Source organism: Bradyrhizobium sp. SZCCHNGR1005, assembly GCF_032489995.1.
GTDB lineage: Bacteria > Pseudomonadota > Alphaproteobacteria > Rhizobiales > Xanthobacteraceae > Bradyrhizobium.
The window spans coordinates 125,413-142,857 of the sequence record NZ_JAUEZC010000002.1; the positions used below are offsets into that span (position 1 = coordinate 125,413).

The following is a 17,445-nucleotide window of genomic DNA, read 5'->3' on the forward strand; positions in this document are numbered from 1 at the left end:
CTGTGTAGCGGCCGCGACCGGTCTGCTTCGAGCATCGTATTCCTTCTCGTAGCGTCTATCAGGCGCGCGATTTTCTCTCCTGCTCTATCGTCAAGCTTGTCAATCGTCGCCCCTCCGCGACCGCTCTTGGCGAGATTGGGATCGGCAACCGTTACGGTTGAATATGCGCGGCGTCTGCGCTCAATCGTCACAAACAATGCGCTCGGCCCACCAGCTTTCGGCGAGCGATGCAAGCTCATCGAGCATGCTCGCTCCTTAGGTCAGCCTCGCTGACATGCTCTCTGCGCTTGCGGCTTCGGCATCGTGACCGGCGTTCCGCCTTCAAATAACTCAGCCATTTCTTGCGCTACATCAACGCCGGCGCGATCGCGTAGAGCACCATTTTCGCGTTCTTCAATCAGTGGAGAGAGCAGATGAGCGTTCCGAGATTGTGGACCACCAGCCAGGAGCCTGCATTCGCCCCCTTCCGGGCCATGCGGCGTGAGGTAGAAAACGCCCTTCGCGCTTTCGATCAGGGTTCGTCCTCTCCCAGTATTGGGGCAGGCGCGCCGCCAATCAATGTGGCTGAAACCAAGGATGCGTTCGAAGTGACCGCCGAACTTCCCGGCGTGGACGAGAAAGATATCAAGGTCAGCCTGGACGGCAACCAGCTGGTCATCTCCGGCGAGAAGAAGGCGGAGAGCATGAGGGATGAAAAGGACTGGCATGTCGAGGAGCGCAGCTACGGTTCCTTCTATCGATCGATGTCTCTGCCTTTCGAGCCGGAAGAGGGAGCCGTCGAAGCTCATTTCGACAAGGGCGTGCTGCATCTCGCTATCAAGAAGCCAGCCAAAGCCGTGAAGACCACCAAGACGATCGACATCAAGACAGGCGCTCCACCGAGCGCGAGTCCAGTATCGAATAAGGCCGCTGCGCCGGGCAAGGCTGCCTAGTCCTGCACCGCAGTCGTAACAAGCCGGAGATCCGAACCGAGAAAGCCGGTTGCGGTCTCCGGGCTTTGTGATCCCACTTTCCTGCCGTGACGAGATGTCGCCGCCGATGAACTGTCGCCCCGAAAGAGCCGCCCGTTACGGTTCTGCGATACGATGAGGGTTCCGATGAAGAAGCCAGTTCACTCAGTTGACGAACCTGAGCAGAAAGTACGACGTGCCGACAGGCCGCCGACGGAAGGATTCGTGGTCATTGTCGACGGGCACTTCAAGTCGGAGTTTGGCACAGTCGAAGCTGCGGAATCATCGGCCCGCAAACTTAAATCGAGCTATCCGATGCTCAAGATCGAGATTTATGACACCGTCACGAAGGCCAGAACCTTATTGGACTAAGATACCCAACTGTCGCACCGTTCTGATCGGGAGCGGCAAGTGGCTTAGAAAATAGTTGTATTCCCTCTGCGAGACCGGCTGCAGCTGTGAGGCGTCACGTCAGGCTTTGCTTCTCCCTAACAATTTCCGCCAACAGCTTGTGTACTCGCTCATCGTGAAATGCGATTCCGAAAAGAGCCAGAACAACTTGACCGGGCGGAAGCTCCTCATCGCCCCTTGCCTGGCGGATGAACATTTCCATTTCACCATTCTCGCGAACGACGATAGCCGCGTCGTTGGCGCGGAGATCAATGCGGGTTGGCCGCTTTAGTCCGAACATTTTCAACTCCTGTTGCGCTTTCGCGAGATAACACAACTCACAATTCGTGGAAAGAATACCGGAGAAGTCACTCCTGATTGATCCCCGGCCGGGCCTACACCCAGTCAACGCAAACACGCTCCTAGCGGGCGACTCCGTGGCGATATCGATGCTTTCGAAAGAGAGGCTTCATGATGGGGAGGATTGAACCGCGCCAACTTACGGGTTCACCGGATGGGTTGCATATCGTCCGGCAACGTCTTTCGCGAGGCGGGCGAAGGGTGCGTCTTGAGATTACGAAGCCAGCCGAATTCAACTCAACCCGAACCGTCGAACGAACCACGTCTTCACGACGTGCGTCAGGATGACATAGCTTGGAAGAATAAGCCCGAGCGCGATCCAGTAGGTCGGTGGTAGCGGGACGAAACCCAAAAAGCTTGCAAGCCAGGAGTATGGGAGAGCGACCCCAATGACGGCAATGATCAGTGTTGTCGTAATGAGCGCCGTGCTGGCTCGACTCTGGAAAAACGGAATCTTGGCCGTGCGAATAATGTGGATGATCAAGGTCTGCGTAAGCAGGGATTCGACGAACCAGCCCGTCTGGAACAATGCCGGGTTATTCCACGCATTGAAGACGTAGAGCATCGTAAAATAAGTGACATAATCGAAGATCGAGCTGATCGGACCGATGAACAGCACGAACTTCGTGATGTTGCCGATGTCCCATCGCCGCGGCACCGCCACAAATTCCGGATCGACGTTGTCCGTTGGGATCGCGGTCTGCGAAACGTCGTAAAGCAGGTTGTTGGTAAGCACCTGAATCGCCGTCATCGGCAGAAACGACAGGAAGATACTGGCTCCTAGCACGCTGAACATATTACCAAAATTTGAGCTCGCCCCCATCTTGATATACTTGGTAATGTTGCCGAACACCTTACGTCCCTCGATGACGCCGTCGCCGAGCACCGCCAGGCTCTTCTCGAGCAATATGATATCCGCGGATTCCTTGGCGATGTCGACGGCGCTGTCGACGGATATGCCGACGTCTGCAGTCTTCAGCGCAGGCCCATCGTTGATGCCGTCCCCCAGGAAGCCGACGACGTGCCCCTTGCGGTGAAGTGCATCGATGATGGCGGCCTTCTGCGACGGCGACACCTTGGCGAACACCGTCGTGGTCTCCGCCAGGTTCGCCAACTCTTCCGGCGACAGCGCCGACATCTCGCTGCCGAGAACGATCCGGTCCACGGAAAGACCAACATCATGACAGATCTTGCGCGTGACGATGTCGTTGTCCCCTGTCAGGATCTTCACTTGCACACCGCCAGCCTGTAGCGCAGCAATTGCGGGGGCGCATGTCTCCTTCGGAGGGTCAAGGAATGCGATGTAACCGAGCAAGGTGAGATCGGCCTCATCAGCGACAGAGTACGCCGCCTGAGTTGCCGGCATCTCCTTGGTGGCGACGGCGATGACCCGAAATCCGTCCGCGTTGAGCTTTGCAGTCGTTTCTTTCGCGGAGGCCAGATGGCTCTCATCGAGGAGGCCGGTCTCGTCGCCAATCACGTAGTGCCTGCAAACCGCGACGACTTCTTCGACGGCACCTTTACAGATAAGGACATGAACCCCGTCGTCGCGCCCAAGAACGACGGACATCCTCCGCCTCTCGAAGTCGAATGGTATTTCGTCGATTTCGCGGAACCGCTCCCGAACCTTTAGGCCACCTTCGAGATCGCCGTGCTTCAGGACCGCGACGTCGAGCAGATTCTTGAGGCCGGATTGGTAATAACTATTCAGATAGGCGTACTCAAGCACGCTGTCCGAATCGGCGCCCCTGATATCAAGATGACGCTTGAGGATAATCAGGTCCTGAGTGAGTGTGCCGGTCTTGTCCGTGCACAAGACGTCCATGGCCCCGAAATTCTGGATTGCATTGAGACGCTTAACAATGACCTTCTTTCGGGACATTGCCATCGCACCCTTTGCCAGATTGACCGTCACGATCATCGGCAGCATTTCAGGCGTTAGACCTACCGCTACGGCGACCGCAAACAACAGCGCTTCGAGCCAATTGCCCTTGGTCACGCCATTGATCACAAAGACAAGCGGCGCCATCACGAGAATGAACCCCAGCATCAACCAGGTAAATCGACTGATGCCCTTGTCGAAGCTTGTCAGCTCCCGCGTCTCGGCGATTGCCTTTGCTACGATGCCGAAAGCAGTTCGCGGGCCGGTCAGCACCACGACGCCGCAGCCGATTCCGCTGACCACAGCGCTACCCATAAAGCAGATATTGGGGAGATCAAATGGCGTCTCAGCCGTGCCTTCATGAGCCGCCGCAAATTTCTCAAGCGGCATCGCCTCGCCAGTGAGGGTCGATTGGTTGATGAAGAGATCCTTGGCCGAAATCAGCCTGAGGTCGGCGGGGATCATGTCGCCAGCAGACAGCAGAACGATGTCGCCAGGCACAAGTTGATCGATCGGAACATCGACGTGGTCAGCACTCCCCTGTCGGCGCACAGAAGTGGTTATCGACACCATCTTCTGTAATTCGTCGGCAGCATTGTTCGACCGATACTCTTGAAGGAAGCCTAGGGCGATGCTCAGGACAACCATGATAGCGATCATCACCGCTGCATGCTGATCGCCGAGGAAATAGGACGCCGTCGCCAACGATAACAGAAGGATATTCAACGGATTGATCGAGCGCACAGCAAGCTCGCCGAGAACCGTATGACGCGCTTGTCGAGCGATCCGATTGAGCCCGACCGCGCGGAGCTGCTCCTCGACCTGGCCAGGCGCGAGGCCCGCCGTCGTGCTGGACAACCGCTGCAAGGCCTCGTCGGGCGAAAGACGAGCGACTTCGGCCAGAGCTTTTCCGCTCTGGGCAGATCCTTCGGGCGTGCTCGACGGCGACGGCACAGGGACCAAGGCAGTCGCAATCGCTATGGGATCCCGCTCGTTCAAGAACATATCTCCTGCACCGAAGGGATCCGCTTGGACCAATGAAAGGATCTGCTCGGGCGAGTACGCGCATTCTCCCGAGTGCATCGGACCAATGTTCGCTACGACAAGAAGCGACTAATTACGAAGGATATCGGCTGACGATGAGTGAACTTTGATGAGGATCAAAGGCTTCTCGTTCCGCACATCGAAGGCGGCTGCCGCGTCTGGATATTCTTCAAGAAGCCGCAAACGTTTGCCACCGCGCCGTCGGAACAATCAAGAACCGGGTGAGCCGCGCTCACTCCCGGCTTTCGCAACTCTTGCGGCTCGGCAACACCCCGCTTCAGCACACCGATCAGTAGCGGGACGAGCGGTGCGTGCTTGATCCTTATCAACATGAACATGTACTGTGATGCCAATCATTTTGTGCAACTATCGGCACCCGCGCGAAATGGACGCCAAATACCTTCTGCTCGTCTTCCGGGAGCGACATAATGAGCCGCCTGCACTTGGAGAGTCACGCCGTCGAACGCATTGGCTGGCTCAGAGCCGCGGTTCTCGGCGCGAACGATGGAATCATCTCAACGGCCAGTTTGGTGTTGGGCGTCGCATCGGCCGCTGCTTCGCGAAGCGACATACTGCTGACGGGGATCGCCGGCCTGGTCGCCGGCGCGATGTCGATGGCCGCCGGCGAATACGTATCGGTGAGTTCGCAATTGGATACGGAGCACGCCGACATCGCGCGGGAAACCCGGGAGCTTTCGACCGATCAAGCCTTCGAGATGGAGGAACTCGCGCAGATTTACGTCTCGCGCGGACTCGAGATCGATCTTGCGCGGGAAGTTGCGAAGCAGTTGATGGCAAAAGATGCGCTGGGCGCGCATGCGCGGGACGAACTCGGGATTTCGGCGATCACGACGGCGCGCCCCATTCAGGCCGCGCTTGCCTCCGCCAGCACGTTTTCGGTGGGGGCCGCGGCGCCTCTGCTCCTGGTCACGGCCTCGCCAGTGAACGCACTCATTCCCGTCGTTTCGGTGGGCTCGCTGATGTTCCTTGCGGTTCTTGGTGCTATCGGTGCAAAGGCCGGTGGCGCAGGTTTGCTCAAACCGACGCTGCGGGTGACGTTCTGGGGCGCATTTGCAATGGGTCTAACCGCTGGTATCGGCGCAATGTTTGGCAAGGCCATCTGATCGGCCCACATCGACCGAGCGGCTATTGGATAGCTCCGGCTGCCAGCACTCTGATCGCGCAGGTTGTTCGATTCGCTCGCCGCAATAGCCAATTCTGCGACACGCACGGAGTTCGACCTGGACCAACCAACGATTCTATGCGGGCCATCTCGTTGGCGCGAAGGGCAAGCTCGGCTCCCGACCGAATTTCAGAATGTCACACTCGGCTCCCGACACGTCCAGCCCGGGGACCGAAAAGCGAAATTTGCAATATTTTTCAATGTCAGATGGCGGAGAGAGTGGGATTCGAACCCACGGTACGGTTTCCCGCACACACGCTTTCCAAGCGTGCGCCTTAAGCCACTCGGCCATCTCTCCGGGCGCCCTCTCTTGGCGGGGCGCACGGCCTTTTGCAAGCCATCAAGCGGGTCTGCCGGCAAAAAATTCGGCAAACCTTTGGTGAATCGAGCCATTCCGGGGGCAGCGCCCGAGGGCGGAGGCGATTTCAAAGGGGGGATGAACCCCGAATCGGCCCGGCGAGACCATTGATGACGCCCCCTCACGCCCGGAGATCAACGGATGACCACTGCCCACCCGTTCCGCCCCCTCACCTTGGCCGTGCTGCTGCTGAGCCTGTCGGCCGGGCTGACCACAGCCCGCGCCGACCAATGCACCCGGCAGGGGGTGGACGTGACCTGCAACGATGGCCGCAAAGGCATCTGGCAGGGCGACGCCATCCTGTGGCCGGACGGCACCCACTCCCGGCTGAAAGGGCACGACAGCGTCATCGTCGGCAACAAGGCGTCGGTGGTGGTCGGGCCGGGCGTGTTCGTCGGCCAGGGCAAGGGCATGGTGCCGATGGAAAACCCGAGCGCGCCGAACAAGCTGCGCTGCGCCGTGCTGGACGGCGTGTCGTACTGCAATTGACTGCCATCGAGCGAAAGACGATGGAGCCTCATGGTTCTCCCGGCGATGCGAAGCATCGTCCGGAGGCGGCGCGTCCGCGCCTGCTCGCCATGACAGTCCAACTCAGTGATAGCGCGCGCCCGAGGACGACGCCCGCCGCGCCCAGAAACCGGGCGGCGTGGCCGGCAGCGGCTCGATCTCGGCCTGCTCGACATCGGTGGCCTGCAGCGCACCGAGAAAATCCGCGAGCCATTGCTGGATCGAGTGCCGATGCAGCTTCGTCATCATCGCTTCGTAGCGCGCACAGCGCTCGGCGAGCGGCATTGCGAGCGCCTTTGCGATGGTCCGCGCCATGTCGTCGATGTCGTGCGGATTGACCAGGAGCGCGGCGTCGAGCTCATTGGCGGCGCCGGCGAACTGCGACAGCACCAGCACGCCCGGGTCGTTCGGGCTTTGCGCCGCGACATATTCCTTGGCGACCAGGTTCATGCCGTCATAGAGCGGCGTCACGACGCCGACCCGGGCCGTGCGATACAGCCCCGCCAGCACGCTCTGGCCATAGCCCTTGTTGAGATAGCGGATCGGGGTCCAGTCGACCTCGCCATGGCGGCCATTGACCTCGCTGACGAGTCGCGCGACTTCGTTCTGCAGCTGGCCGTAGGCCTCGATCGATTCGCGCGAGGGCGTCGCGATCTGCAACAGCGACACCGAGCGCAACAGGTTCGGATGCAGGCTCCACATCCGATCGAATGCGCCGATGCGGTTGACGAGGCCCTTGGAATAATCGAGCCGATCGACGCCGATCGCCAGCTTCTCGCCCTGCAGGCTGCGGCGCAACCGCGAGACATCCGGGTGCGACACCGCCTTGGCGGCGGCCTGCGCGAATTTGTCGGCATCGATGCCGATCGGGAACACGGCGAGGCGCGTCCGGCCATGGCGTGACTGCACCACGCCGCTCTTCACCTTCAGGCCGAGATGTGAGCGGATGCAGGCGATGAAATTCTCGCAATCGTCTTGGGTCTGGAACCCGATCAGGTCATAAGCGAGCATCGCCTCCAGCAGCTCGGCATGGTGCGGCACGCCGTCGACGACGCTGCGCGCCGGCCACGGCGTGTGCAGGAAGAAGCCGATCGGGCTCTTCACGCCGAGCACGCGCAGCTCGGCGCCGAGCGACAGGAAGTGATAGTCCTGGATCCAGAACGCGGTATCGGGCTTATGGAAGCGCAGCAGGGAGCGCGCGACGAAGGCGTTGACCTCGCGATAGGACTCGTAATCGTCGTGGGACACGCGGATCAGGTCGCTGCGCGAATGCAGCGCCGGCCATAGCGCGGAATTGGCGAAGCCTTCGTAATAGCCGGCATAATGTGCGGCGGGCAGATCCAGTAGAGCCAACGCGCCCGCGCCCAGCGGCTCGATCTCCACAATCGGTTCCAATTGCGCCCCGTCGCGCACGCGTCCCGAAGAACCGACCCAGATAGCACCGGATTTCTCGACTACCGGCAGCAACGCTGCTGCCAGTCCGCCAGTCATCGGCTCGTTGGCTTTGCCACGTGCCACCCGATTCGAAACCACGACGAGGTTCACAGGTCCCCTCCTGTTGTCCACGGTCCAGTGCGGCGAAATGAAGTTCCGATCTGTCCACGTCGGCAAGTCAATGGAACTCCATAGTCAAGGCTGCACCAGATCCTTGGTCTGCCAGTGCCATTCACGTCCGAAGTCCGCAAACGGGCATAGCGCGATGGTCATGCGAGCCTCGGAAGCGTAGCCTTGGTTAACAGACGTTCATCAATATGGTTCCTCGACACCCTTTCAACCAAATGAAACCAAATTCAGGCGGTGGCGGGGTGTTATCGAAGCAGAGGCAAATTCAAGAGCGATTCAAAGCAATTGAAAGTCGGTCGCGTGTTCGCCGCAGAATCTGCACAGCTCCCGATGGAACCGGCGCAGGATTCCACACCGGGCTCCCGCTGCGCTCCTCACTCTTCTAATAAGATCAGCACCGACCGCCAGCCGACGTCTAGGAATCGCGACGTGCCAGTTCACCCAGGAACGTCCGGACATCATGCGGCGTGCCGAATTCACCATGGACGCCGCGCGCCGGGCGACCGACCGAGAACGACAGGCCATCGAAGTCCGGCATGATTGCGAACACGGTCTCGTCGGTGACGTCGTCGCCGATGAATAACGGCCTGCGACCCTTGAACGGCGAATGCGTCATCAGTTCGCGCACGCCGCTCGCCTTGGTGAAGCCGGCATGCTTGATCTCGCAGACGCATTTGCCCGGCAGGATCTCGATCGGCGCCTCCGGCAGATCGGCACGTATCTGAGATACGGACTCATAGATCGCCTGCTCTGCCTGCGGCGCCAGCCGATAATGCAGCGCCAGTGAATAACCCTTGTCTTCGAGCAGAATGCCGGGGCTGAGCTTGGCGATCGCGGCGAGGCGCCGCTTCAGCTCCTTGTCCAGCGGCGGCGCCTGCACCGCATCAGCCTCGCTGTCGATCGCAAGCCGCATCTCGGCGCCGTGACCGCCGACCGCCGGAAAGACCTGCGGGGCGAAGATCAGATCGATATCGTTCAACGAGCGGCCGCTGACCAGCGCGAGCGCGCCCGCCGTGCGCCGATGCAGCGTGTTCAAGGTCTCCGCAAGGCCCGGCGGCACCCAGACCTCGCGCGGCGTCGCGGCGAGGTCGAGCAGCGTGCCGTCGATATCGAGCAGGATCGCGATGTCGTCGAACCGCGGCACCAGGCTGGTCGGGGTTGATCGGGCCGTGTCGGCTGGCTTGCCAGGATCGTCTTGCAATGGCAGCTCCGGGAAATCGGTGGTGTCAGCCATGATCATATCATTCCATGACGGCCAGCGGGCGCGCCACGCTTTCCAGCGATTTCCGCTCCGCCGCCACCGCATAACGGAAGGCGACGGCCGCGGCGACCACCATCAACACAGCGCCGAACAGATAGCCGCCGAACACGGCGATGCGCGAGCCGGAATCGAGCAGCGCGCCGAACAGCGCCGGCCCCGCCACGCCGCCGATCCCGGTGCCGACGGCATAGAAGAAGGCGATCGCAAGCGCGCGCACTTCCAGCGGGAAGTTTTCCGAGACGGTGAGATAGGCCGCGCTCGCGGCCGGCGACGCAAAGAAGAAGATCACCATCCAGGCCGCGGTCTGGGTCTGCGCACTCAAGGCGCCGATCGAGAACAGATAGCCGGTCAGGGCGAGCAGGATGCCGGAGACACCATAGGTGAATGTGATCATGGTACGGCGGCCGAGCGTGTCGAAAAGCCGGCCGAGCAGCAGCGGCCCGAGCACATTGCCGGCCGCAAACGGCAGGATGTACCAGCCGACGCGATCCGGCTCGATGCCATAGAAGTCGGTCAGCACCAGCGCGAAGGTGAAGAAGATCGCGTTGTAGAAGAAGGCCTGCGCCACCATCAATGTCAGCCCGACCAGCGCGCGCTGGCGATAGGCCACGAACAGGGTGCGCGCGACTTCGCCGAGCGGCGTGTGGCCGCGCATGCGCAGCTTCATGTTCGGCAGCTCCTTCGCGCGCTGCTCGCGATTATGACCGGTGACGTCGCGCTCGATCTCGACGACGATCCTGCGCGCCTCGTCGGGATGGCCGTGGATCATCAGCCAGCGCGGGCTCTCCGGAATCCACATCCGCATCACCAATACGATCAGGCCGAGACAGGCGCCGGTGCCATAGGCCATCCGCCAGCCGAGATCGGGGCCGGTGATCGCCGGGTCGAGCAGCACGATGGCGCTGCCGGCGCCGATCGCGGCGCCGAGCCAGAAGCTGCCGTTGATCAGAAGGTCGGTCCAGCCGCGATAGTGCGCCGGCACCAGTTCCTGAATCGTCGAATTGATCGCGGTGTATTCGCCGCCGATGCCGGCGCCGGTGAGGAAACGAAACAGCGCATAGCTCGCCACGCTCCAGGACAGCGCGGTGGCCGCGGTTGCCGTGAGATAGAGCGCGAGCGTGATGAAGAACAGTTTGCGGCGGCCGATGCGGTCTGTGAGCCAACCGAAGCCGAGCGCGCCGAGCACGGCGCCGGCGAGATAGGCGCTGTTGGCAAGGCCGACGTCGAGATTGGAGAAGTGCAGGCTCGGGCTCGCCTTCAACGCCCCGGACAGCGCGCCCGCCAGCGTCACCTCCAGCCCGTCGAGCACCCAGGTGATGCCGAGCGCGAGCACGACGCGGGTATGGAAGCCGCTCCAGCGGAGATCGTCGAGCCGGGCCGGAATGTTGGTGACGATGACGCGGCCGTCATCGCCGGGCTGCACAGTTGCGGATTCGGCTGCAGATGTCCCGGATTGCGGCACAGCGGCGGCGCCATCATCGGGTGCAAATGCGTGCCGAAGAGCCATGCGGGACCATGCGAGAGCGCGGAAGCCGACCGTTCGGAGACGATGAACGGTAACGGTGAAGCAAATGCGGCAGCGCGCCGCCATGCTCCAACGCGGTGCTCGGGGACGGGTTCCAGCAGACAGGAGACGAGAAACGATCCCTGCGCATTCGCATGCAGCGGGGCCATGTTCGCAGATCACTTGTTTGAAGGCCCGCCAGCGGCCGCACGAACCGTGTCGTCCCGGCGAAAGGCAGGATCCGTGCTGCGGAATTCATCGAGGGAGCGCGGTGGCTGATGGCTTACATCGAAACCATTGCCTGGGCCATGGATCCCCGCTTTCGCGGGGATGATAGCGTGTGTGCGGCGAGCAACGTGGCAGTCAGCAGCGCTACGCCGCTCGGATATTCGCCATGAAGCGGTTGAGCTCCTCGCGCAGCCGCGCGCTTTGCGACGACAGCGATTTCGCCGAGAGCAGCACTTCTTCCGAGGCTGAACCGGTCTCGGTGGCGCCGCGATTGACCTCTGTGATATCGGCGGCCGCTTCACGCGTGCCGGCAGCGACGCCCTGCACATTGCGCGCGATCTCCTGGGTCGCCGTGCCCTGCTGCTCGACCGCGCTCGCGATGGACGAGGCGATGGTCGAGATCTGGCCGATAGTGCCGCCGATCTGCTTGATCGCGGCGACCGATTCCTTGGTCGCCTCCTGCATACCGGAAATGTGGTTCGAGATCTCGTCGGTGGCCCGCGCGGTCTGGCTGGCGAGCGACTTCACCTCGGAGGCGACCACGGCAAAGCCGCGCCCGGCATCGCCCGCCCGCGCCGCTTCGATGGTGGCATTGAGCGCGAGCAGATTGGTCTGCTCGGCGATCGCCGTGATCAGCTTGACCACGTCGCCGATCTCCTGGGCAGCCGTCGACAGCTTGCCGATGCGACCATCGGTCTCCTCGGCCTGCGCCACCGCCGATTCGGCGATGCGGTTGGATTCGCGCACCTGGCGCCCGATCTCCGCCACGGAGGTCGAGAGTTCCTCGGTCGCGGTCGCGACGGATTCGATGCCGCCGGTGGCTTGCTCCGAGCTGCCGGCGACACGGCCGGCGAGATTTTGCGTGGTCTCCGCGGTACGGGTCAGGGTGGCCGCAGCGGATTCAAGCTGATGGGCCGATTCCGAGACATTGGCGACGATCGAACCGACCGCGGTCTCGAACTCGTCGGCAAAGCGGATCAGTTCGGCGCGGCGTGCCGCACCGGCCGCCTTGTTCTGTGCATCCTGGCTCGCGGCATCGCGCTCGGCCTTGGCGATGGCCTGCACCTTGAACTCTTCGACCGCCGCCGCCATCTCGCCGATCTCGTCAGTGCGCCCGAGCCCGGGAAGCCTGACGTCGAAATTGCCGGAGGCGAGTTCGCGCATCGCCTTGCACATCGTGATCATCGGCCGCGAAATGCCGTTGCCGAGCATCAAGGCCAGGGCGGCGCAGAGCGCCAGGCCGCCGATCGCGAGCATCGCGATCAGCCGCTCGATGTCCGAAATCGTCGCGTTGGTGGCGGTCTCGATGCGCTCCTGGTCCGCCGTCAGGTCGGAGCGCAGCCCATTCGACAGTTTGAGGATCGTGACCGCGGCCTCGCCCATCTCCTTCTCGCGCTTCGCGAGCGCCTTGACGTTCTCCGCCAGCTTGGCAAAGCTGGTCCGGTACTGCTTCAGGAGCTCGCCGAGCTCGGTCACGCGCTGGGATATCTTTTCGTCGTTGGCATAGATCGTGACCAGCGAGTTCTCCAGGAAGCGGATGCGCGCGATCGCCCCATCCGCCGCACGCGGCTCGGATTTGGGGGTGAACGTACCGACCAGCGTCGAGGCGGTCAGGTACTGGCCGGTCAGGTCCTTGGCAGTGGTCTGGATGCTCGGAAGGCCCGCCAGCGCCGCGGTATCGGCAAGATCGTCGAACTTGTAGCGGATCTTGTTGCCCGTGACCGTCAATTGCTCGGTCGATATCCGCTTGTTCTCGCGTGTCAGGGTGACGATGTCGGCAAAGATCTTGCTGAAGACCTGAAACTCACTTTGCAGTTGCGAAAGCTGCGCGCGCCGCTCCGGCGCCGTCGTCGCCGCCGCCGATTTCGCCACGGCCGCCTGCAGCCGCTCCTGTGCCGCCATCGCCGCGCTCTCATCGTCCGGGCTGCCGGTCAGCGCGTAATAGCGGGCGAGCGCCTGATAGGAGACCAGCTCCCGGTCGATGATGCGCGCCGCATCCGCTTCCGCGACGCTGGCGCGATACGCAGCAACGGCCGAGGCAACCCGCTCGAACCCGAAATAGGCGAAGCCGAGGCTGGCCGCCGAGATCACCAGAACCAGGGCAAATCCGACAATGATCTTACCGCGGAAGCGAAGGGTCAGAAAACTTCCAGGCCGCTGCCCTGTCGCCGAACGCGCAGACATTCTCCAACCCCCAATTCCACCCGTCGCAAATAGCGGCCACGCCGGGCGGACGGCCCAGCCGCGATCAAAACTACGTCACAATGGATAAGGGCCGGTAAATTTGCGGAGGCTACATACAAGGTATGCCGCCAGATCCGGCTTGCCTCAGGCATAGGCAGGTAGAGCGCCTCCCGTCTCGTACTGCTCGACGCAAGACGCCGCGATGACATCCGGGACAAAAATTCGAGTTGCAAAGTGACGAGGCGCTGTTTCTAATTGGAATAAGTAAAAATCAAGCGGGAGGATCAACGTGTCGACAGTCAAACTGACGGTGAACGGCAAGCAGGTTGCGGTGGAGGTCGAGGACCGCACGCTGCTGGTCCAGCTGTTGCGCGAGAACCTAAACCTGACCGGGACCCATGTCGGCTGCGACACCAGCCAATGCGGCGCCTGTGTCGTCCATATCGACGGCCGCGCAGTGAAATCCTGCACGGTTCTGGCCGGCCAGGCCGCCGGCTGCAACGTGACCACCATCGAAGGCATCGCCAAGGGCGACGAACTGCATCCGATGCAGGCCGCCTTCCGCGACAATCACGGCTTACAATGCGGCTATTGCACGCCGGGCATGATCATGTCGGCCATCGATATTGTGCACCGCCATGGCGGCGAACTCGACGAGGCGACCGTGCGCGAGGAGCTCGAAGGCAACATCTGCCGCTGCACCGGCTATCACAACATCGTCAAAGCCGTGCTCGACGCAGCGGGCCGCATGAAGATGGCTCAGGCCGCCGAATAGGCGGGGCCACCCCACGACATCAACACTGCCGCTCTCGATGGGGAAGCGGTGGAATAACGAACTCCGGCAGGGAGAGGATCGCATGGGCATTGAAGGCATTGGCGCCAGCGTTGTGCGCAAGGAAGACAAGCGTTTCATCACCGGCAAGGGCCGCTACGTCGACGATATCAAGCTGCTGGGCATGACCTATGCCCATTTCGTCCGCAGCCCGCATGCGCATGCCAAGGTCAGGAGCATCGACATCTCCGCAGCCGAGGCGATGCCGGGCGTGGTCGCGGTGCTGACGGGCCGGCAGCTTGTCGACGACAAGATCGGCAACCTGATCTGTGGCTGGGCCGTTACTTCCAAGGACGGCTCGCCGATGAAGATGGGTGCGTGGCCGGCGATGGCGCCGGAGACCGTGCGCTTCGTCGGCCAGGCGGTGGCGGTCGTGATCGCCGAAAGCAAGAACCTCGCACGCGATGCCGCCGAGGCCGTCGTCGTCGATTACGAGGAGCTGCCGGCGGTGCCGGACATGCCCTCCGCCTTGAAGCCGGGCGCACCGCAGCTGCATCCGGAAGCGCCGGGCAATGTGGTCTACGACTGGTCGATCGGCGACGAGGCCGCCGTCAACGCCGCCTTCGCGAAGGCCGCCAATGTCGTCAAGCTCGAGCTCACCAACAACCGCTTGGCGCCGAACGCGATGGAGCCGCGCGCGGCAATCGCCGATTATGACGCCGCCGAAGAACACTTCACGCTCTACACGACCTCGCAGAACCCGCATGTCGCCCGCCTCGTGCTGTCGGCGTTCTACAACGTCGCGCCCGAACACAAGCTGCGGGTGATCGCCCCGGACGTGGGCGGCGGCTTCGGCTCGAAGATCTTCATCTATCCCGAAGAGATCGTGACGCTGTGGGCGTCCAAGAAGGTCAACCGTCCGGTCAAATGGACCGGCGACCGCAGCGAGGCGTTCCTCACCGACGCGCATGGCCGCGACCACATCTCCACCGCCGAAATGGCGTTCGACGCAGACAACAAGGTCCTGGGGCTTCGGGTCAAGACCCACGCCAATTTCGGCGCCTATATGTCGCTGTTCTCCTCCTCGGTGCCGACCTATCTCTACGCCACCCTGCTGTCGGGCCAGTACAACATCCCGGCGATCTATGCCGAGGTGATGGGCGTCTACACCAACACCACGCCCGTCGATGCCTATAGAGGTGCGGGCCGCCCGGAAGCCAGCTATCTGCTGGAGCGCATGATGGAGACGGCCGCACGGCAGCTGAAGGTCGATCCGGCCGAACTCCGGCGCAAGAACTTCATCACGCAGTTCCCGCACCAGACCCCGGTGATCATGGCCTATGACACCGGCGACTTTAATGCCTCGCTCGACGCGGCACTGAAGGCGATCGACTATGCCGGCTTCCCCGCGCGCAAGGCGCAGGCGCAAGCCCAGGGCAAGCTGCGCGGCATCGGCTTCTCCTGCTACATCGAAGCCTGCGGCATCGCGCCCTCGAAGGCAGTCGGCAGCCTCGGTGCCGGCGTCGGCCTGTGGGAATCCGCCGAGATCCGCGTCAACCCCGTCGGCACCATCGAGGTCCTCACCGGAAGCCACAGCCATGGCCAGGGCCACGAGACCACGTTCTGCCAGCTCGTCGCCGACCGGCTCGGCATACCGATCAGCCAAGTGCAGATCGTCCATGGCGACACTGACAAGGTGCAGTTCGGCATGGGCACCTACGGCTCGCGCTCTGCGGCCGTCGGCCTCACCGCGATCCTGAAGGCGATGGAGAAGGTCGAAGCCAAGGCCAAGAAGATCGCGGCGCATCAACTCGAGGCGAGCGAAGGCGACATCGTGATCGAGAACGGCGAGTTCAAGGTCGCGGGCACCGACAAAGCGATGGCGCTGCCGATGGTCGCTCTCGCCGCCTATACCGCGCACAACCTGCCCGACGGTATGGAGCCCGGACTGAAGGAGAGCGCCTTCTACGATCCGACCAACTTCACCTTCCCGGCCGGGTCCTATGTCTGCGAGCTCGAGGTTGATCCGAAGACCGGCAAGACCTCGTTCGTCAACTTCGTCGCGGCAGACGATTTCGGGCGGCTCATCAACCCGATGATCGTCGAAGGCCAGGTCCATGGCGGCCTCGTCCAAGGCATCGGCCAAGCCCTGCTCGAGCACGCGGTCTATGACGGCAATGGCCAGCCGGTCACGGCATCGTTCATGGACTACGCGATGCCGCGAGCCGACGACGTGCCCTCGTTCAAGCTGAGCCACACCACCACGCTCTGCCCGGGCAATCCGCTCGGCGTGAAGGGCTGCGGCGAGGCCGGCGCGATCGGGGCCTCGGCGGCAGTGATCAATGCCATCACGGATGCGATCAGCAACAACAAGCTCGAAATGCCGGCAACCCCGGACCGCGTCTGGCACGCGATCCACGGCAACGCCTGAAGACGACGGAGGAGCAACTATGTATCAGACCACTTATCATCGCCCCTCTTCGATCGACGAAGCAGTCGCCCTAGTGTCTTCCAAGGGCAGCGAAGCGAAGTTCTTGGCCGGCGGGCACACGCTGCTTCCTGTGATGAAGCAGCGTCTTGCCGCCCCGTCCGACGTCATCGACATCGGCAAGATCAAAGAGTTGATCGGCATCGAGGCCTCTGCCGACACGCTGACGGTCAAGGCGGCGACGCCGCATTATGACGTCGCAACCTCCGACACGGCGCAGAAAGCGATCGCGGCACTCGCTTATCTGGCTTCGCTGATCGGCGATCCTGCCGTGCGCCACCGCGGCACCATCGGCGGCTCGCTCGCCAACAACGACCCGGCGGCGGACTACCCGGCGGCCGTGCTCTCGCTCGGCGCTACCGTGAAGACGAACAAGCGGTCGATCGCGGCCGACGACTTCTTCCAGGGACTGTTCACGACCGCGCTGGAGGACGGCGAGATCATCACCGAGGTCTCGTTCCCTATCCCCGAGAAGGCCGGCTATGCCAAGCTGCGTCATCCGGCGTCGCGCTTCGCGCTCACCGGCGTCTTCGTTACCAGGACCAAGGGCGGCGATGTGCGGGTGGCCGCGACCGGCGCTTCGCAGAGCGGCGTGATGCGCGTTGCCGCGATCGAAGCCGCACTCAAGGCGAACTGGTCCCCGTCGGCGCTCGACGGTGTCACCGTCTCTCCCGACGGCCTCCTGAGCGATATCCATGGCTCGGCCGATTACCGCGCCAACCTGGTGAAGGTGATGGCGCAGCGCACCGTGCAGGCTGCGGGCTGAGGTTG

Annotated in this window: 13 protein-coding genes and 1 tRNA gene; 7 read left to right on the forward strand and 7 right to left on the reverse strand. The window is 62.4% G+C overall.

Annotated elements, in window-relative coordinates:
• The first annotated feature begins 413 nt into the window (after positions 1 to 413).
• The gene (locus QXZ85_RS06780) at positions 414 to 932 is read left to right on the forward strand and encodes an Hsp20/alpha crystallin family protein (RefSeq protein WP_315702615.1); all 519 of its coding nucleotides are present in this window, start codon (positions 414 to 416) and stop codon (positions 930 to 932) included.
• A 165-nt stretch (positions 933 to 1,097) separates the two neighbouring features.
• Positions 1,098 to 1,322: a hypothetical protein gene (locus QXZ85_RS06785; RefSeq protein WP_315702614.1), complete on the forward strand. Its 225-nt coding sequence runs from the start codon at positions 1,098 to 1,100 to the stop codon at positions 1,320 to 1,322.
• Positions 1,323 to 1,416: 94 nt separating this feature from the next.
• Here the strand turns inward: QXZ85_RS06785 and QXZ85_RS06790 are convergent, their stop codons facing one another.
• Both QXZ85_RS06790 and mgtA read right to left on the reverse strand, forming a co-directional pair.
• A complete protein-coding gene (locus QXZ85_RS06790; RefSeq protein WP_315702613.1) occupies positions 1,417 to 1,641 on the reverse strand; it encodes a hypothetical protein in 225 nt (74 codons plus the stop codon).
• 291 nt (positions 1,642 to 1,932) lie between these two features.
• Positions 1,933 to 4,587 carry a magnesium-translocating P-type ATPase gene (mgtA, locus tag QXZ85_RS06795; protein ID WP_409977705.1) on the reverse strand — a complete coding sequence of 885 codons (2,655 nt, stop codon included), beginning with the start codon at positions 4,585 to 4,587 and terminating at the stop codon, positions 1,933 to 1,935.
• Positions 4,588 to 5,054: 467 nt separating this feature from the next.
• Between mgtA and QXZ85_RS06800 the strand changes: the two genes are divergently transcribed.
• Positions 5,055 to 5,750, forward strand: a complete 696-nt coding sequence (locus QXZ85_RS06800) for a VIT family protein (protein ID WP_315702611.1) — start codon at positions 5,055 to 5,057, stop codon at positions 5,748 to 5,750.
• A 267-nt stretch (positions 5,751 to 6,017) separates the two neighbouring features.
• On the opposite strand, the gene QXZ85_RS06805 is transcribed toward QXZ85_RS06800, so the two are convergent.
• Positions 6,018 to 6,107: transfer RNA gene (locus QXZ85_RS06805), tRNA-Ser, on the reverse strand.
• A 201-nt stretch (positions 6,108 to 6,308) separates the two neighbouring features.
• Here QXZ85_RS06805 and QXZ85_RS06810 point away from each other — a divergent pair.
• Positions 6,309 to 6,656 (forward strand): hypothetical protein, encoded by a 348-nt coding sequence (locus QXZ85_RS06810; RefSeq protein ID WP_315702610.1) that lies wholly within the window; start codon positions 6,309 to 6,311, stop codon positions 6,654 to 6,656.
• Between the two features lie 102 nt (positions 6,657 to 6,758).
• Here the strand turns inward: QXZ85_RS06810 and QXZ85_RS06815 are convergent, their stop codons facing one another.
• The 4 genes from QXZ85_RS06815 to QXZ85_RS06830 all read right to left on the reverse strand — a co-directional run bounded on the left by QXZ85_RS06815 (position 6,759) and on the right by QXZ85_RS06830 (position 13,414).
• A complete protein-coding gene (locus QXZ85_RS06815; RefSeq protein ID WP_315702609.1) occupies positions 6,759 to 8,219 on the reverse strand; it encodes a trehalose-6-phosphate synthase in 1,461 nt (486 codons plus the stop codon).
• Positions 8,220 to 8,652: 433 nt separating this feature from the next.
• Positions 8,653 to 9,477 (reverse strand): trehalose-phosphatase, encoded by an 825-nt coding sequence (gene otsB, locus QXZ85_RS06820; protein WP_315744140.1) that lies wholly within the window; start codon positions 9,475 to 9,477, stop codon positions 8,653 to 8,655.
• Position 9,478: 1 nt separating this feature from the next.
• Entirely contained in the window at positions 9,479 to 11,005 is a 1,527-nt protein-coding gene (locus tag QXZ85_RS06825; RefSeq protein WP_316173812.1) for an MFS transporter, read from the reverse strand.
• Positions 11,006 to 11,374: 369 nt separating this feature from the next.
• Positions 11,375 to 13,414 carry a HAMP domain-containing methyl-accepting chemotaxis protein gene (locus tag QXZ85_RS06830; protein WP_315744138.1) on the reverse strand — a complete coding sequence of 680 codons (2,040 nt, stop codon included), beginning with the start codon at positions 13,412 to 13,414 and terminating at the stop codon, positions 11,375 to 11,377.
• Between the two features lie 289 nt (positions 13,415 to 13,703).
• Between QXZ85_RS06830 and QXZ85_RS06835 the strand changes: the two genes are divergently transcribed.
• The 3 genes from QXZ85_RS06835 (at position 13,704) to QXZ85_RS06845 (ending at position 17,440) form a co-directional block, all read left to right on the forward strand.
• The gene (locus tag QXZ85_RS06835; protein ID WP_315744136.1) at positions 13,704 to 14,189 is read left to right on the forward strand and encodes a (2Fe-2S)-binding protein; all 486 of its coding nucleotides are present in this window, start codon (positions 13,704 to 13,706) and stop codon (positions 14,187 to 14,189) included.
• 82 nt (positions 14,190 to 14,271) lie between these two features.
• Complete coding sequence (locus tag QXZ85_RS06840; RefSeq protein WP_315769390.1) at positions 14,272 to 16,617, forward strand: xanthine dehydrogenase family protein molybdopterin-binding subunit; 2,346 nt, start codon at positions 14,272 to 14,274, stop codon at positions 16,615 to 16,617.
• A 19-nt stretch (positions 16,618 to 16,636) separates the two neighbouring features.
• A complete protein-coding gene (locus tag QXZ85_RS06845; RefSeq protein WP_315769392.1) occupies positions 16,637 to 17,440 on the forward strand; it encodes a xanthine dehydrogenase family protein subunit M in 804 nt (267 codons plus the stop codon).
• Positions 17,441 to 17,445 lie beyond the last annotated feature (5 nt).

Coding starts and splice junctions, on each gene's coding strand:
- QXZ85_RS06790 (WP_315702613.1), bottom strand. CDS start 1,641: ATGTTCGGACTAAAGCGGCCAACCCGCATTGATCTCCGCGCCAACGAC.
- QXZ85_RS06800 (WP_315702611.1), top strand. CDS start 5,055: ATGAGCCGCCTGCACTTGGAGAGTCACGCCGTCGAACGCATTGGCTGG.
- otsB (WP_315744140.1), bottom strand. CDS start 9,477: ATGATCATGGCTGACACCACCGATTTCCCGGAGCTGCCATTGCAAGAC.
- mgtA (WP_409977705.1), bottom strand. CDS start 4,587: ATGTTCTTGAACGAGCGGGATCCCATAGCGATTGCGACTGCCTTGGTC.
- QXZ85_RS06830 (WP_315744138.1), bottom strand. CDS start 13,414: ATGTCTGCGCGTTCGGCGACAGGGCAGCGGCCTGGAAGTTTTCTGACC.
- QXZ85_RS06780 (WP_315702615.1), top strand. CDS start 414: ATGAGCGTTCCGAGATTGTGGACCACCAGCCAGGAGCCTGCATTCGCC.
- QXZ85_RS06810 (WP_315702610.1), top strand. CDS start 6,309: ATGACCACTGCCCACCCGTTCCGCCCCCTCACCTTGGCCGTGCTGCTG.
- QXZ85_RS06845 (WP_315769392.1), top strand. CDS start 16,637: ATGTATCAGACCACTTATCATCGCCCCTCTTCGATCGACGAAGCAGTC.
- QXZ85_RS06825 (WP_316173812.1), bottom strand. CDS start 11,005: ATGGCTCTTCGGCACGCATTTGCACCCGATGATGGCGCCGCCGCTGTG.
- QXZ85_RS06840 (WP_315769390.1), top strand. CDS start 14,272: ATGGGCATTGAAGGCATTGGCGCCAGCGTTGTGCGCAAGGAAGACAAG.
- QXZ85_RS06785 (WP_315702614.1), top strand. CDS start 1,098: ATGAAGAAGCCAGTTCACTCAGTTGACGAACCTGAGCAGAAAGTACGA.